The organism is Mannheimia sp. E30BD, from assembly GCF_041807785.1.
Taxonomy (GTDB): Bacteria; Pseudomonadota; Gammaproteobacteria; order Enterobacterales; family Pasteurellaceae; genus Mannheimia.
Genome location: NZ_JBGTYX010000014.1, coordinates 22,938 through 39,643, shown reverse-complemented (window position 1 = coordinate 39,643; position 16,706 = coordinate 22,938). Strand labels below are relative to the sequence as shown.

Here is a 16,706-nt window from a genome sequence, read left to right as displayed (position 1 = left end):
CCTCCATATATTATTTCACAATCCTTAATACTAAGATCTTTCATTTTCTCTCCTCTTATTTATTTTTAAATAAAATAGCTCTTATATGTCCCAAGTAAAATTATTATAAATAAATATATTATTATTTGGCATTTGTCATTTTTTTCCTTACTCATATCTAACTTACTAAGCAACAGTACATCTACAACTTTCACAAAAATAACAGGCAATACTATAACTAATATCAAAATAGAAAAATCCACCATACTCTCTCCATTAAAGTATTTCAACCTACTTTATACATTACTTTAATTGCATCTTCAGAAAGTAAATCTTGCTGATCTATAGCACCTTTCATTATATTTTTCCTAAAACCAATATATTCCATACATGATAACGATAATAAAAATACAAATAATTATCAACAATATTTGTGATAATTTTGTTAAAATTGTGAACCACATCACATTTTTAAGAAGTAAAATCTCTATCAGGAAACTTAATATTTGCACTTATCTCACTATCTCAAATATTTCTTTTATAATAAATCCACCTATTACACCATTGCTTATAAGGAAAATTTAATGCTCAACGCCCAATTTCGCTCCCATTTTCCCTTTTTTACCCAAGCTGACGGCTGGACCTATTTAGATTCTGCTGCCACCACGCTGAAACCTAATGTGCTGATTCAAACAACAAGTGATTTTTACGCCTCTGCCGGTTCGGTGCATCGTAGTCAGTATGATTTACCACAAACCGAGCAATATGAATTAGCTCGTGATTTAGTTGCTAAACGCTTTAAGGTGGAAGCCCGTGACGCGGTAATTTGGACGAGCGGCACAACCCAAAGTATTAATACTGTAGCTTATGGCTTGGAGCATCAAATTGCAGCAGGCGATGAAATTGTAATTTCAGTGGCGGAACATCACGCTAATTTTATTCCTTGGCAGCAGTTGGCAGAACGTACAGGGGCAAAACTCGTGGTGTTGCCACTTAATGATAAGTATGAAATTGAGCTTGAATCCCTTAAAAATGCGTTATCGGAAAAAACAAAAATTGTTGCATTTAATTTAGTTTCTAACGTAACAGGGGTTCGCCAGCCAGCGGAACAAATAATCCCGCTTATCCGCCAATCTTGCTCTGCTAAAATTGTGTTAGATATTGCTCAAGCAGTTTGCTCAGAGCAAGTGGACGTTCAGAAATTAGATGCAGATTTCTACGCTTTTTCCGCCCATAAAATGTATGGTCCAAACGGTGTGGGCGTACTGACTGGCAAATTGCAAAGTTTGGAGCAAATTCGACCGCTTGTATTTGGCGGCAAAATGCTGAAAAACATTACGGAAAGTAAATTAACTGTGGCAGAGTTACCTTACCGCTTGGAAGCCGGCACGCCAAATATCGCCGGCATTATCGGCTTTGGGCAAGTATTGGCTTGGCTCGAAAAATGGGATTTTGTCGATCTTAATCGTCAACTTTATGACTTGGCTGAATACACCCGCAAGCGGTTAAATTCTTATCAAAATTTACAAATTATCGGGCAACAAAATACACCGACTATTAGTTTTGTGGTGAAAAATCAGCACCCCGCCGATATTGCCGCTTTCTTAACCCAAAGTAAAATTGCGATCCGCCAAGGAGAGCATTGTGCCAAGCCTTATTTACGCTATCTGGAGGAAGTTGGCACAATTCGCCTTTCGCTTGCCCATTACAATACCCAACAAGATGTTGAGCATTTTTTCAACGCCTTAGATTTTGCCCTTGAAATTTTGTACGAAAGCTAAACTAAATCAAAAAATACACATTTTTTAGTAGAACGAAAAGGCTGAATATTGTAATCTTTACACCAGTTTCAATCTTAACTTTAATTTATCAACAAGGTGTTTTTAAATGAGTAAAAAAATCAAAAAAATCGCGGTATTAACCAGTGGTGGCGATGCTCCAGGAATGAACGCGGCAATCCGTGGTGTGGTGCGTACAGCATTAAATGAAGGCTTAGATGTGTGTGGTATTCAAGACGGTTACTATGGACTTTATCACGATAAAGTGATCCCGCTTGATCGCCGTTCTGTGTCTGAAACCATCAACCGTGGTGGCACATTCTTAGGCTCAGCCCGTTTCCCTGAATTTAAAAGACCGGAAGTGCGTAAAAAATGCGTAGAAACCTTGAAGAAATATGATATTGATGCGTTAGTGGTAATTGGCGGTGACGGCTCTTATATGGGCGCAAAATTATTAACCGAAGAATTTGGCTACCCTTGTATCGGTATTCCAGGTACGATTGATAATGATATTGTGGGAACAGACTACACCATCGGCTATCAAACTGCACTTGAAACCGCATTAGATGCGATTGACCGCCTGCGTGATACTTCAAGTTCGCACCAACGTATTTCAATTGTGGAAATTATGGGTCGCCACTGCGGTGATTTAACCCTAAGTGCTGCTCTTGCAGGTGGCTGCGAATATGTGATCGTACCGGAAAAAGGCTTAGATAAAGAAGCGTTAATGCGAAGCATCGAAGAAGGTTTCCATAAAGGTAAACGCCATTCGATTATTGCAATTACCGAATTGATGACCGATGTTCACGCATTAGCGAAAGAAATTGAAGCACGTTTCGGCAATGAAACCCGTGCAACTGTGTTAGGTCACACCCAACGTGGTGGTGCACCTTGTGCCTTCGACCGTATTTTAGCCTCTCGTATGGGCGTTTACGCGGTGGAATTATTATTACAAGGTTTTGGCGGACACTGTGTCGGTATTCAAAACGAGCAGTTAGTTCATCACGATATTATTGATGCAATTAATAATATGCGTCGTCCGTTTAAAGAAGAATTATACGAGACCTCTAGAAAATTATTCTAGGATTTCTTAAAATTTAAAGGCGACTAAAATAGTCGCCTTTTTATTTTCACCTAATAAGGAAATCGAATGTTCAAAGAAAAACCTGTTATTTCCAACCAGCACGGTGCATTAGCAATGGCAATGCTGCCTTTTCTGTATGCTGTCATTAAAACTGGCTTTACGCCTTTACATATTTTCTTTGGACTTTCTTGGCTATTCCTCTACTTTTTCTCTTATCCTTTTCTCTCTTTATTTAGTAAAAAACCAACCGAACGCAATAAAAAATGGGCAAAAATTTACTTCGCTTTAAGCCTGCTCTTTGCTCTGCCTGTTATTTATAGCCTGCCTGCTATTTTGCAATTTTTAGTGATAATTCTACCGCTTGGGTTAATTCAAATTTTCTTTGCTAAGCAAAAAGATGAGCGAAATTTGTGGAATGATATTGCAGGGATTTTAACTTTTGGAGTAATGGGAATGGCAGCTTATTATGTTGTTACAAAACAATATAATATGGAGATTTTACTCCACCCAACCTTGTTTTTTATTGCGACTACATTCTATGTAAAAAGTATGGTGCGAGAGCGTAAAAACCCCGTTTATATGGAACTTAGCATTGCAACACACTTATTATTGGCTTTCGCTTATAGTCTAAGCTCAATGCAAGCGGTCTTCTTTGCTTATTTAATTGCAGCTGGTCGTGCAATTATTGTGCCAAGTTTAGGCTTAAACGTAAAACAGATTGGGATGCTAGAATTTCCTGTTATTTTGATTTTTTTAATTGCATTAGTCTTATAAATTTCTGATAACAAAAAACCTCTGAGGTTATCAGAGGTTTTTAATTATTCTTATTGTGCTGCTTGTTGGATTTTATCGCCAGCTTTCTCAACGTCCTTGCCTACGCCATCAACCGTGTTACATGCTGTTAAGAAAGTTGCACTTGCTAAAATTGCTAATACTAATTTTTTCATAAAACGCTCCTTATTTTTTTGTTTGTTATGAAAACAACCCCAATATAACAACTCTAAATTATAAATGCAACACCTTAAATTAATAATCTAATTCATCTTTATAAAGTTCATAATCCTCTTTTAATGCTTGAATGAGTTCTACAAAATCCTCTGGTAGTGGGGCGTGCCATTCCATCAACTCGCCTGTAATTGGGTGTTCTAAACGTAACATAATGGCGTGTAATGCTTGGCGTTGAAAACCACGCAATACAGCTAAAAATTCCTCGCTTGCCCCTTTTGGTGGGCGAGGTCTACCACCATAAAGTTGATCACCTAATAATGGGTGGGCAATATGTGCCATATGTACACGAATTTGGTGGGTTCGTCCCGTTTCTAAACGCAAACGTAAACGTGTGTAGTTACGAAAACGCTCCATAATACGATAATGGGTAACTGCCGGTTTTCCCATTGGGTGAACAGCCATTGCAGTACGCTTAGTCGGGTGGCGAGCCATTGGCTCATCTACTTTACCTCCTTGCGTCATAATACCACTTGCTACTGCCTCATACTCACGTGTAATACGGCGTTTTTGCAATGCTGTTACTAAATGCGTTTGGGCTGGAATATTTTTCGCCACCACCATTAAACCTGTTGTATCTTTATCTAAACGATGCACAATGCCGGCTCTTGGCACTTCTGCAATCGGTGGATAATAATGTAACAAAGCATTTAGTATCGTACCATCTGGATTACCAGCCCCTGGGTGAACCACTAAATCTTTCGGTTTGTTGATAACAATAATATCGTCATCTTCATACACGATATTGAGTGGAATATCTTGCGGTTCAAAACGAATTTCTTCCTCAATTTCAGCGGTAATTTCAACACTTTCACCGCCAAATACTTTTTCTCTCGCTTTGTTCACAATATTACCGTTGACTTTGACTAAATCATTTTCAATCCAGACTTTAATGCGTGAACGTGAATAGTCAGGGAAAAGTTGTGCGAGCGCTTGGTCTAAGCGAGCCCCTAATAAATCAGCAGTAATTTCTGCGGTTAAAATTTTTTGTTGAGTAGTCATTAAAATATAAATCCTAATTAGTCATTTGCTTACTTGCGTGATGTTATATAAAATAGCACGATGAACTTCACAAGTTATTCTTAGTCTGACGATATTGTACATTAACTTTTGGTCTCAGACACTTTTTATAGGTAAAACATATGCGTAAATTTAAAACTCTTGCCACATTAGTATTAGCAGGGCTTGTTGTAGGTTGTTCAAGTTCTAATAAAGATATCGAAGAATCAAACGCTCAAGACCTTTATAGCAAAGGGCAAACCTATTTACAAGACGGCGATTATAACTCTGCTATTCGTTACTTAGAGGGTGTAGGTACTAAGGGTGGGCAATATACTGGTTTAGGTGAACAAACCCAACTAAGTTTAATTTATGCACAATATAAAGTTGGTGAATATTATAAAGCATTAGACGCCGCAGAACGTTTTGCTCGTTCTTACCCAAATGCTGCGAATATGGATTATGTATTCTATCTTGCTGGTCTTTCAAACGCACGCTTAGGTGATAATTTTATTCAAGATTTCTTCGGCGTAAATCGTGCTTTTCGTGCGGTGGATAATGTACGTAATGCTTACGGTAACTTCCAAACTATCGTTCAGCACTATCCACAAAGCCAATATGCTCAAGATGCACAAAACTGGATGAATTACTTATTCAACCGCTTAGCAGAACACGAATTATCGATTGTTAAATTCTATGATGATCGTAACGCTTATGTTGCAGTGGTAAACCGTATTGAAGAAATGTTACGTTTCTACCCTAATACTGAAGCAACAAAAGCAGCTCTTCCATATTTAAAAGAAGCGTATAAACAAATGGGTATTCAAGATGCCGAGCAAAAAACAGATGCCTTAATTCAAGAATACGAAAATAAAACCTTACCAAACCCGTCAAAACCGAAATACGGCGAGCAGTTCTAAACACATAGAAACGAAAAATGGGGGGCGATTTCGCCCCTTTTGGCTTTTACTTATTTAAGGATATTATGCGAATTTTAGGCATTGAAACCTCTTGCGATGAAACTGGCGTTGCCATTTATGATGAAGAAAAAGGCTTAGTGGCAAACCAACTCTACAGCCAAATTGATATGCACGCTGATTACGGTGGCGTTGTACCAGAGCTCGCCTCTCGTGATCATATCCGTAAAACACTACCTCTAATCCAAGAAGCCTTAAAAGAAGCCAATTTAAAGCCTTCAGACATTGATGGAATTGCTTATACCTCAGGGCCGGGCTTAGTTGGAGCATTATTAGTCGGTTCAACCATTGCTCGCTCTTTAGCTTATGCGTGGAATGTACCTGCTCTCGGTGTTCATCATATGGAAGGTCATCTACTCGCTCCAATGCTGGAAGAAAACGCTCCTGAATTTCCATTTGTTGCATTACTGATTTCTGGCGGGCATACTCAATTAGTCAAAGTTGATGGCGTAGGTCAATACGAACTATTAGGCGAATCAATCGATGATGCCGCAGGAGAAGCCTTTGATAAAACAGGTAAGTTACTTGGTTTAGACTACCCTGCTGGTGTTGCGATGTCAAAACTGGCAGAATCTGGCACACCTAATCGCTTCAAATTTCCTCGACCAATGACAGATAGACCAGGCTTAGATTTCAGCTTTTCAGGCTTAAAAACTTTCGCTGCTAACACTATTAAAGCGAATGCTAATGAAAATGGGGAAATTGACGAACAAACTCGTTGCGACATTGCTCACGCATTCCAACAAGCAGTAGTCGATACTATCTTAATTAAATGCAAACGAGCATTAGAACAAACAGGCTATAACCGTCTCATTATGGCAGGTGGCGTAAGTGCGAATAAACAACTTCGTGCCGATGTAGCAGAAATGATGAAAAAATTAAAAGGCAAAGTGTTCTACCCTCGCCCACAATTTTGTACCGACAACGGCGCAATGATTGCCTATGCTGGCTTTTTACGCTTAAAGAACGGAGAATCATCTGATTTAAGTATTAGTGTGAAACCTCGCTGGCCGATGACCGAATTGACACCATTAAAATAGCCCTACAAGCGGTTATATTTATTAAGAATTTTGCAAAAACTATTAAGCTAACTTCTACTAATAGCTTAAAATGGACATATAGAAATTAAAAAATTATAAATAAGTTAACCATTTGTAAATTATAAGATATCGATTATGAATAATTATGTGATTAGTCTTACTTCTGCAGAAGATCGCAGAAAACATATTGAATCTGAATTTGGTAAACAACATATCCCTTTTGAATTTTTTGATGCAATTACTCCTGACTCAATGGAAAGACAAGCATCACAATTAGGAATTAATATTTACAATAGTTCTTTGACAAAAGGTGAAATATCTTGTGCCTTAAGCCATATGGCATTTAGCTAAAGAGAAGGATTTAGACTACATTTGTATTTTTGAAGATGATATTTATTTAGGGAAAAACGCTAATAAACTACTTAATAATACATATATTAATGATAAAGTTGATATAGTAAAAATTGAAAGAGGATTAAGGCGTTTAAATCTATCCCTCTTTCCAGAAAAAGAATATCTTGAAAGAAAATTTTATATCCTCAAAACAGTTAATCCTGGTACTGGAGGATATATTTTGACCCGAAAAGGTATTACTTTTCTAACTAATAAAGTCAAAGGGATTACTTCAATTGAAATCGATAATTTAATATTCAAACATTATCTCACAGACAAAAACTATACAATTTGGCAAATGCAACCTGCTGTATGTATCCAAGATTGTATACTTTATACCCAACAGAACATACTCTCGGTATTATGTCAGTAGAGCGTGATGAGCGTAGAAAACAATCTAAAAGAAAAAACAATATTTTTATTAGATTACTCAAAGAAATTAAACGCTCTATTGCTAGGCTCAGACTTAAGCTATTTGGAAAAAATTCAACATTCGAGTAAATAAAGAGGAAAAAAATGAATACAGCACAATTTCACCAAGCAGTAGAACAAGTTTGGCAACAAATTGAAGAAAAAATCGATGACGAAGGTTTATCGGTAGATACAGAAATTCAAGGTGCAGTTTGCACTTTAACCTTTGATGGCGAATCACAAATCATCATCAACAAGCAAGAAGCGATGTTAGAACTGTGGCTTGCCAGTAAACTTGGTGGCATTCATTTCAAAAACATTGATGGCGAATGGGTTACAGATGAAGGTCGCACCTTTTGGCAACATTTAGAAGAAGCCTTTGCTCGTCACGGCGAAACTATTTCTTTCTAAAATAAACCGCTTGCGGACGCACACACTGCTTCCCTACATATAAAAATAATGAACACCACCGCACTTTCTGTTTTAAATAATGTTTTTGGCTATCAAAAATTCCGAGACGGGCAAGAAGAAGTAATCAATGCCGTATTGGGAAATCGTGATTGCCTTGTAATTATGACAACAGGCGGTGGAAAATCTCTTTGTTATCAAGTGCCTGCTCTCTGTTTAGATGGAATAACCCTTGTTATTTCTCCACTAATTTCGTTAATGAAAGACCAAGTGGATCAACTCATTACCAATGGTATTGAAGCGGCTTATCTCAACTCTACCCAAACACTCGAAGAACAACAGTTTGTTGAGCAAAAAGCCTTATCGGGTAAATTGAAATTGCTTTATCTTTCACCAGAAAAAGTGATGACACAAGGCTTTTTTCACTTTATCTCGCTCTGCAAAATCAGTTTTATTGCGGTTGATGAAGCCCATTGCGTTTCCCAATGGGGACACGATTTTCGCCCTGAATACACCTTACTAGGCGGATTACGGAACACTTTCCCCAATGTACCGTTAATAGCACTAACCGCCACAGCCGATCCAACTACACGAGCCGATATTCTTCACCATTTACGCTTAAATGATCCTCATATCTATTTAGGCAGTTTCGATCGCCCGAATATTCGCTACACGGTACAAGAAAAATTTAAACCGCTTGAACAGTTGCTGAAATTCATCAATAAACAGCAAGGCAAAAGTGGCATTATTTATTGCAATAGCCGAAAAAAAGTGGAAGAAATCACCGAAAAATTGGCTTCGAGAAATGTTAGTGTGTTGGGCTATCACGCGGGAATGAGCATTGAACAGCGAGAATTTGTACAAAATGCGTTTCAGCGAGATGATATTCAAATTGTAGTCGCAACCATTGCTTTCGGTATGGGAATTAATAAATCTAACGTGCGTTTTGTGGTGCATTTTGATTTGCCTCGCTCTATCGAATCTTACTACCAAGAAACAGGACGAGCTGGGCGTGATGATCTCCCATCCGAAGCGGTGCTTTTCTACGATCCGAGCGATTATGGCTGGCTACAAAAAATCCTTTTAGAAGAACCCGAAAGCGAACAAAGAGATATTAAACAGCATAAATTACAGGCTATCGGCGAATTCGCAGAATCGCAAACTTGTCGCCGTTTAGTCTTGCTCAATTACTTTGGCGAACATAAGCAAGAAGACTGCAAAAACTGTGATATTTGCTTAGATCCGCCGCAAAAATATGATGGCTTACTTGATGCCCAAAAAGTGATGTCGGTCATTTACCGTACAGGGCAAATTTTCGGTCAGCACCATATTATTGCTGTGCTGCGTGGAATGAATAATTTGAAAATTCGTGAACATAATCACGACCAACTTTCGGTTTACGGTATTGGGAAAGAACAGAGCCAGCACTATTGGCAAAATGTGGTAAGGCAACTCATTCATTTAGGCTTAATTTATCAAAATATTGCTAATCATTCAGCTCTTCAATTAACCGAAAGTGCAAGGCCTTTTTTGCGTGGCGAGAAACCGCTACAGCTCGCATTGCCACGCTTGGGGATTTCAGCCACGGCATTTGTACAAAGACAAGCCAGCCAGCGTTATGATAAAGATCTCTTCGCTCGCCTCCGCTTTCTTCGTAAACAGATTGCCGATAAGGAAAATATTCCACCTTATATCGTCTTCAATGATGCAACACTACAGGAAATGGCGGAGTTCTTGCCAACTTCAAAAGTAGAAATGCTCGAAATTAACGGTGTGGGCGAGCGAAAATTTGAACGATTTGGCCAAGCATTTATGACATTAATCAAAGAACATCAAAATAACCGAAAATAGGGAGCGAAATACGGGTTTATTATTGCATAAGCATTGAAAATCCTATAAAATCCGCACGTTTATCTGTTTTTTATACAACGAAAACAGACACTATAAAAATATTTAACCGCTTACAAGCGGTCTTATTTAACCAAAAATTTACTACTAGAAGGAATAAGGCTATTAAACCTATAAAACGTGTTCAAACAAATCGCGCCCACCGTCTTAATGAAGAAATCCGTGGTGTGAAGGAAGTTCGCTTAACTGATGAAAATGGCGAACAAGTTGGTATCTTATCGCTTCAAGACGCATTAAACCGTGCTGAAGAAGCTGAATTAGATTTAGTGGAAATCAGCCCAAATGCTGAGCCACCTGTTTGTCGCATTATGAACTACGGTAAGTTCATCTACGAAAAAGAAAAAGCGGCAAAAGAGCAAAAGAAAAAGCAAAAAGTCGTACAAGTGAAGGAAATCAAATTCCGCCCAGGTACAGATGAAGGTGACTACCAAGTTAAATTACGTAGCATTATCCGCTTCTTAGAAGATGGCGACAAAGTAAAAATTACTATTCGCTTCCGTGGACGTGAAATGGCTCACCAAGAAATCGGTATGGACGTTTTAGAGCGTGTTAAAGCGGATACGGCTGAAATTGCAGCGGTTGAATCTGCACCGGGAAAATTGGAAGGTCGCCAAGTTGTAATGGTAATCGCACCGAAGAAAAAATAATTCACTTGCAAAAAGCGAGCTTATTCTGTAGAATTCGCTCGTTTTTCGTGAGAGAAACAGAAGCAGACAGGCACACTCAGCAGCCTGAGCTGGTTTTTTAGATTGCAATGCAAATTGCATAGGACGGTAATAAGTGCTCACAAGTGATTATCGTAGGGGCAAATTACAATTTGCCCTTAGAATGAGAAATCCGCCTATTACCAATATTTAACCAAAAACAATGCGGAGTTTTTTAACAATGCCTAAAATTAAAACTGTACGTGGTGCTGCTAAGCGTTTCAAAAAAACAGCTTCTGGCGGTTTCAAACGTAAACAATCTCACTTACGTCACATTTTGACTAAGAAAACCACTAAACGTAAACGTCACTTACGTCACAAATCAATGGTAGCGAAAGCAGACCAAGTTTTAGTAGTAGCGTGTTTACCATACGCATAAGCCTAAGGCTGCGTTAAAAACACAAACGTACGAATAGTAATTCTTAGGGGCGATAATTCGTCCATCAAATCAAAATAGACAATTTAGGAGATTAAATAATGGCTCGTGTAAAACGTGGTGTTATTGCAAGAGCACGCCATAAGAAAGTTCTTAAGGCTGCTAAAGGTTATTATGGTGCGCGTTCACGTGTTTATCGCGTTGCGTTCCAAGCTGTAATTAAAGCTGGTCAATATGCTTACCGTGACCGTCGTCAGCGTAAACGTCAATTCCGTCAATTATGGATTGCTCGTATCAATGCTGCAGCACGTCAAAACGGTTTATCTTACAGCAAATTCATCAACGGCTTGAAAAAAGCTTCTGTTGAAATCGATCGTAAGATTTTAGCTGACATCGCTGTATTCGATAAAGTTGCTTTCGCAGCTTTAGTTGAAAAAGCAAAATCTGCTCTTTAATTTTAAAGAATAGAGATTAGGACGCCAACAGGCGTCCTTTTTTATAGGTAAATTTTGGGATTGCTCAGAATTAAATTGCAAACAAGCGGTCAAAAAAGGGAATAATTTTACAAAAGGATTACGATATGAAAAAACTAATACTATTGGTTTCATCTGTTGCGATTACTGCTTGCTCTACGCCTGTTCAGCAAAGCACTGTGCCAATGGATATGCAGGCCGTTCACGATTATCAGCAACGTATATTAACCAAACAAACGGTTGATAAAAACGCTCAACCAGACAATGAGGCATTGAACCAAAGCGATAGACGCTCAAAAAGCACGGCTTCGCCTATTCGCCCTGTGATTTATCCAAGCATTGGTGTGGGTTATCATCACGGCTGGCGTCATCGATATTGGTAATTTCAAAAGAAGGGGCTATTTGAATAGCCCTTATCGTTATAAGCTGATCTCTAACTTATCATAAGCTCGACGTACTTTTTCCAATGCTTTATCCGTATTCTCATCACGGGCTAAAACCACGCCTAAACGGCGGCGTCCGTTCACTTCCCCTTTACCAAATAAGCGAAGCTGAGTGCCTATTTCTTCCAGCACTTTGTCTAAATTTCCAAAGCGAACATTATCAGATTTGCTTTCAACAGCAATGGCTTTAGAGGCTGCCGGGCTAATAGTATAAATTTCAGGAATAGGTAAGCCTAAAATCGCTCGAGCGTGTAAGGCAAATTGTGAAAGCTCTTGTGATGCCATTGTTACCATTCCTGTATCGTGCGGACGTGGCGATACTTCATTAAAAATAATCTCATCGCCGCATACAAAAAGCTCTACACCGAAAATACCTCTGCCACCTAATGCCGAGGTAATTTTTCCTGCTGCTTCTTGAGCTTTTCTCAAGGCAATTTCAGACATCTGTTGTGGTTGCCAAGATTCACGATAATCGCCATCAATTTGAATATGACCGATAGGGGCTAAAAATGAAGTGCCATTAATATGGCGAACGGTAAGTTGCGTAATTTCATAATCAAACTGGATAAAACCTTCTACAATCACTCTACCGCCACTGGCACGCCCGCCCTCTTGTGAATATTCCCAGGCTCTTTGGATATCAGTTTCTGATTTGATAACCGATTGCCCGTGCCCTGAAGAGGACATAATTGGCTTAACCACACAAGGAATGCCTATCTCACGAATGGCTTGTTGGAATTGTATATAATCATCAACAAAACGGTAAGGTGAGGTTTTCAGTCCTAATTCCTCTGCTGCTAAGCGGCGAATGCCTTCACGGTTCATTGCTAATTTAGTCGCTTTTGCTGTTGGCACAACATTGTAGCCTTCATTTTCTAATTCAACGAGTATATCAGTTGCAATTGCTTCAACTTCAGGCACAATAAAATCTGGCTTTTCTCTTTCAACCAACTCTCTCAATGCTTTACCATCTAGCATAGAAATAGTATAAGCTCGATGAGCAACTTGTTGAGCAGGTGCGTTTTCGTAGCGATCAACTGCTATAACTTCTACCCCTAAACGCTGTAGCTCAATCACAACCTCTTTACCTAACTCGCCCGACCCTAACATCATAACCTTAGTTGCACTCTTTCTTAACGGCGTTCCAATTGTAGTCATACTTCCTCCAAAACCAAAAAGCAAACGTTTTCTTTGATGAATTATACTTTAAACCGCTCTAAATAAATAGAAATAGCTGCTAATAACTTAGCTAAAATTATTCAAAATTTTTATAACAAATGCTTGCGTTTAAACGTTGGCTTTTCCAACTGCTCTGAAGGAGCGAGTGAAAATAATCGCTTGCTGCCAGAAAATCCCTAGTCAATTTAATGCAAAATCGCTATACTTTATCGCCCTAAAATTTAGGGAAATAGCTTCTTCCTTAGAAGTAAATAAAAACATTGCCACAGCTTTTGTGGCGTAACAATACAATAGAGGTTTTCAATGTCAGCTCCAAATTTAGGAACTAACCCGGCTCCACTCGGTTTATGCGGTTTTGCACTAACGACTTTTTTATTAAGTCTAATTAATAACGGTACATTTAGCGGCGATAATGTTGGCTTAGTATTAGCGATGGGATTTGCATTTGGCGGCACAGCTCAAATGATTGCAGGTATGTTTGAATTTGCTAAAGGTAATACTTTTGGTTTTACTGCATTTACTAGCTACGGCGCGTTCTGGTGGTCTTTTGCGTTATTTAAAGTATTCTTTGCATCAACTGTATCGCCTGAATTTATCGGTTGGTACTTGATGGCTTGGGGAACATTTACCTTAATGATGTTCATCGGCACATTGACAAAAGCTCGTGCATTACAGGCAATTTTCTTCTTCTTAACTATTACTTTCTATTTATTAGCGGCTGGCGATTTTACTCACAACAGCACTATTACTAATATCGGCGGTAACTTTGGCTTAATTACGGCATTCTGTGCATTCTATTTAGCCGCAGCAGATATTATTAATGAAAGTTTTGGCAGAACGCTTTTACCAATCGGCGAGCCTAAATAATTTCACTTAAACAATAGTCAAAAGGCTGAATGTAATCAACATTCAGCCTTTTAATTTGCAAAATAGTTGATAAAAACAACCGCTTGTTAGCTTTCTTTTTCTACTTTTTCATTTTCTGTTTTTTCAACTTTTGCCATTGCACCTTGAATAGTTTGCTGCACTTCAATAGAAATCAAACTTCTTAACAATGCTTCGGCTTCTTGTACTTTTTCGATAATTAAATTATCACTACTATCAAAGTAGCCCTGCTCTTTCAAACTATTGGTAAATGTTGAGAAAATAGCTTTGTCAAAAAACTCTGGGGCATTAATGCCGTGCAATACCGACAAACGCTGCGCCACCGAACTACTCTCTTTCTCCAATGCAACACGGCTAATATCTGGTTGTTCAAGCAATAAACTTAAACTGATGTAGTAACGCTGTAAAATCTCACGCACGCCAGCCGAATGAAGTTGCAATGTACGAATATGCGGGCGGCTAATCATCAGCATGTCACTTTCATTTTTAATGACACCTTGACGAGCAAATTCATTAATGATCGCATCAACCTGTTCTGCTATTTCTTTTTGCTTAAAGTGCAAGAATAACTCTGCTTGCAAGAATGGATAAATTCGATTAACCGATTGAATAACCAAATCTTTTGAAATCGCCTCGTGGTGCAACACAATGCTTGCCACTAACGAAGGCAGCACAAATAAATGCTGCACATTATTGCGATAGTAAGTCATTAATACTGCTGATTCACGCTCTAAACGAATTAGCTCGCCAAAATTATCTTTTTCGATCATTACACCAGAGCGAGGTAATTGGATAACGTGATTGAGCATTTCTTCCGCACTTTCTTCGGGCATTGTCATATCTTTAGAATAAGGCACCGTGCGGAATAATTGAACGTAACTTTCAAGCTGTTCGATAAGCTGCTCACGAGATAACGCTCGCTGACGTGAAGCCAGTAATGCCGAGCCGACTAAATTCTTCGCATTTACCGCCGCGGCCTTATTGATGTTTACCATTACCTGATGAGAAATTTGATCTACCGCCTCATTCAACCATTTAGGGCGAGTATCGCCCGATTGCTCTTTCCATTCAGAGAAGTATTGGTTTAGGTAATTGTTTACCTGAATTGGCTCGCCGAAATTCACATAACCTTGACCTAAATTTTTCAGCTTTTTAAGCACTCTTAGCACAAGCCCTGCATTTTCTTTCTCTTTAGCAGCCCCCCGCAACTCTTTGGCATAAGTATCTACCTCAAGAACGTGTTCATAGCCAATATATACTGGCACAATACTTAGTGGACGATTTAAGCCACGTTGAAGAGCTTGTAACGTCATCGACATCATACCTGTTTTAGGCTCTAACAAACGCCCTGTACGAGAGCGTCCGCCCTCAATAAAATACTCCACAGAATAACCACGATAGAATAACTCCGCCAAATATTCACGGAAAATCGTCGAATATAAGCGGTTGCCTTTAAAAGTACGACGAATGAAAAATGCTCCCCAACTACGGAAAATCGGACCTGCAGGCCAGAAATTCAGGTTAATCCCCGCTGCAATATGCGGTGGCACAACACCGTGATGGTAAAGCAGATAAGATAAAAGCAAATAATCCATATGGCTACGATGGCACGGCACATAGACAATTTCGTGTCCTTCTAAGGCGAGCTTACGAACACGATCTGCATTTTGCACATTAATGCCTTGATATAACTTATTCCAAAGCCAACTTAATACACGATCTGCAACCCGTAAACTCTCGTGTTTTACATCAGCCGCAATTTCATTAATGATTTTTTCTGCTTCTTTGCGTGCTTTTTCAGGAGATGACTTTTTCGCTTCTTCAGCAATAGCGGCTTGAATAACCTCTGAATTGAGAATTTTATTAAACATCGCATCACGATTGGGCAAACGGGGGCCCATCGCAGAATAGCGCAATTTCGCAAAGTGCATTTTTGCCACACGAGCAATTTTTTGCGCAATTTTTTCATCTGTACCGTGTTCAGTGACCATATAACGTAGCGATACTGCCGGAGAGAAGCGGACAAAATTATCTCGCCCAAACCAAACCATTGACATAAAACGTTGGAATGAGGTTAAAACTTGTAAATGATGAGCATTTTCTTTGCCTGGAGCTCGCCCCCATAACACCGAAACAGGCACAAGCTGAACATCTAGCTCCGCTTTTTCACTATGCAAGTCTAAATAGCGATAAAAAATTGACTCAGTTTCACTTTTTGCCCCTTTTGATTTAAAAAAGCGCCTGCCTTCATCTAAAAAGACGAAGCGAGGTAAAGAATGCCCATCAATCACATTATCTTGCAATGGATTAGGCAAATTTAATGCCAAACAGTTTTTTTGCAAAATCAGTAAATCGGTTTGCGAAGTATAAGGCAATACATAAACGATAGGCTGATCTAAGTTCAAATCTAATTCGTTTACAGGATCAGTGGGAATCGCACGGGATTTTACCAAAAGTGAAAGTGGTAAATTGAGAAAAGCACGATAGAAATTTAATAAGCCAGACATATCAATACCCTTTAGAATTGTTATTTTTGGAGGTCTAACCTCTGATTTACAATCATTCTACCATAGTTTTTTCTATAATTTTGTGAAATTATTAGTTACAAAACAAAAAATACTGTATATACTATCAATATTTTCTGTATATAAAGACAGTGAGGTT

General features: G+C 38.7%; 16 protein-coding genes and 1 pseudogene. 13 read left to right on the top strand and 4 right to left on the bottom strand.

The features are described 5' to 3' along the window. The first annotated feature begins 563 nt into the window (after nucleotides 1-563). The 3 genes from ACERCG_RS08600 to ACERCG_RS08590 all read left to right on the top strand — a co-directional run bounded on the left by ACERCG_RS08600 (nucleotide 564) and on the right by ACERCG_RS08590 (nucleotide 3,615). Nucleotides 564-1,760 (top strand): aminotransferase class V-fold PLP-dependent enzyme, encoded by a 1,197-nt coding sequence (locus tag ACERCG_RS08600; protein ID WP_373611622.1) that lies wholly within the window; start codon nucleotides 564-566, stop codon nucleotides 1,758-1,760. A gap of 106 nt (nucleotides 1,761-1,866) precedes the next feature. Next, a complete protein-coding gene (gene pfkA / locus ACERCG_RS08595; protein ID WP_373611621.1) occupies nucleotides 1,867-2,841 on the top strand; it encodes a 6-phosphofructokinase in 975 nt (324 codons plus the stop codon). Nucleotides 2,842-2,907: 66 nt separating this feature from the next. Further along, nucleotides 2,908-3,615 (top strand): YwiC-like family protein, encoded by a 708-nt coding sequence (locus ACERCG_RS08590; protein WP_373611620.1) that lies wholly within the window; start codon nucleotides 2,908-2,910, stop codon nucleotides 3,613-3,615. A 50-nt stretch (nucleotides 3,616-3,665) separates the two neighbouring features. On the opposite strand, the gene ACERCG_RS08585 is transcribed toward ACERCG_RS08590, so the two are convergent. Beyond that, nucleotides 3,666-3,788 (bottom strand): entericidin A/B family lipoprotein, encoded by a 123-nt coding sequence (locus tag ACERCG_RS08585; protein WP_159630616.1) that lies wholly within the window; start codon nucleotides 3,786-3,788, stop codon nucleotides 3,666-3,668. Nucleotides 3,789-3,867: 79 nt separating this feature from the next. Continuing rightward, nucleotides 3,868-4,848, bottom strand: a complete 981-nt coding sequence (gene rluD, locus ACERCG_RS08580; RefSeq protein WP_373611618.1) for a 23S rRNA pseudouridine(1911/1915/1917) synthase RluD — start codon at nucleotides 4,846-4,848, stop codon at nucleotides 3,868-3,870. A gap of 140 nt (nucleotides 4,849-4,988) precedes the next feature. Between rluD and ACERCG_RS08575 the strand changes: the two genes are divergently transcribed. The 9 genes and pseudogenes from ACERCG_RS08575 to ACERCG_RS08535 all read left to right on the top strand — a co-directional run bounded on the left by ACERCG_RS08575 (nucleotide 4,989) and on the right by ACERCG_RS08535 (nucleotide 11,918). Next, complete coding sequence (locus ACERCG_RS08575; RefSeq protein ID WP_373611617.1) at nucleotides 4,989-5,765, top strand: outer membrane protein assembly factor BamD; 777 nt, start codon at nucleotides 4,989-4,991, stop codon at nucleotides 5,763-5,765. A gap of 65 nt (nucleotides 5,766-5,830) precedes the next feature. Further along, a complete protein-coding gene (tsaD, locus tag ACERCG_RS08570; RefSeq protein WP_373611637.1) occupies nucleotides 5,831-6,862 on the top strand; it encodes a tRNA (adenosine(37)-N6)-threonylcarbamoyltransferase complex transferase subunit TsaD in 1,032 nt (343 codons plus the stop codon). Between the two features lie 135 nt (nucleotides 6,863-6,997). Then, nucleotides 6,998-7,628 (top strand): annotated as a pseudogene (locus ACERCG_RS08565) (glycosyltransferase family 25 protein). A 143-nt stretch (nucleotides 7,629-7,771) separates the two neighbouring features. Continuing rightward, nucleotides 7,772-8,077 carry an iron donor protein CyaY gene (cyaY, locus tag ACERCG_RS08560; RefSeq protein WP_373611616.1) on the top strand — a complete coding sequence of 102 codons (306 nt, stop codon included), beginning with the start codon at nucleotides 7,772-7,774 and terminating at the stop codon, nucleotides 8,075-8,077. A 48-nt stretch (nucleotides 8,078-8,125) separates the two neighbouring features. After that, entirely contained in the window at nucleotides 8,126-9,925 is a 1,800-nt protein-coding gene (gene recQ / locus ACERCG_RS08555) for a DNA helicase RecQ (protein ID WP_373611615.1), read from the top strand. Nucleotides 9,926-10,095: 170 nt separating this feature from the next. Continuing rightward, nucleotides 10,096-10,629 (top strand): translation initiation factor IF-3, encoded by a 534-nt coding sequence (gene infC, locus ACERCG_RS08550; protein ID WP_373611636.1) that lies wholly within the window; start codon nucleotides 10,096-10,098, stop codon nucleotides 10,627-10,629. Between the two features lie 238 nt (nucleotides 10,630-10,867). Next, nucleotides 10,868-11,065, top strand: coding sequence for a 50S ribosomal protein L35 (gene rpmI / locus ACERCG_RS08545; RefSeq protein ID WP_005596065.1), 198 nt, complete (start codon nucleotides 10,868-10,870; stop codon nucleotides 11,063-11,065). A gap of 98 nt (nucleotides 11,066-11,163) precedes the next feature. Further along, the gene (gene rplT / locus ACERCG_RS08540; protein ID WP_005596075.1) at nucleotides 11,164-11,517 is read left to right on the top strand and encodes a 50S ribosomal protein L20; all 354 of its coding nucleotides are present in this window, start codon (nucleotides 11,164-11,166) and stop codon (nucleotides 11,515-11,517) included. Between the two features lie 125 nt (nucleotides 11,518-11,642). Then, nucleotides 11,643-11,918, top strand: coding sequence for a hypothetical protein (locus tag ACERCG_RS08535; RefSeq protein ID WP_373611613.1), 276 nt, complete (start codon nucleotides 11,643-11,645; stop codon nucleotides 11,916-11,918). 36 nt (nucleotides 11,919-11,954) lie between these two features. On the opposite strand, the gene purT is transcribed toward ACERCG_RS08535, so the two are convergent. Continuing rightward, nucleotides 11,955-13,136, bottom strand: a complete 1,182-nt coding sequence (gene purT / locus ACERCG_RS08530; RefSeq protein ID WP_373611612.1) for a formate-dependent phosphoribosylglycinamide formyltransferase — start codon at nucleotides 13,134-13,136, stop codon at nucleotides 11,955-11,957. Nucleotides 13,137-13,460: 324 nt separating this feature from the next. Between purT and ACERCG_RS08525 the strand changes: the two genes are divergently transcribed. Next, on the top strand, nucleotides 13,461-14,024 hold the full coding sequence (locus ACERCG_RS08525; RefSeq protein ID WP_373611610.1) for an acetate uptake transporter: 564 nt from the start codon (nucleotides 13,461-13,463) through the stop codon (nucleotides 14,022-14,024). A gap of 86 nt (nucleotides 14,025-14,110) precedes the next feature. On the opposite strand, the gene plsB is transcribed toward ACERCG_RS08525, so the two are convergent. Then, the gene (gene plsB / locus ACERCG_RS08520) at nucleotides 14,111-16,549 is read right to left on the bottom strand and encodes a glycerol-3-phosphate 1-O-acyltransferase PlsB (protein ID WP_373611609.1); all 2,439 of its coding nucleotides are present in this window, start codon (nucleotides 16,547-16,549) and stop codon (nucleotides 14,111-14,113) included. Nucleotides 16,550-16,706 lie beyond the last annotated feature (157 nt).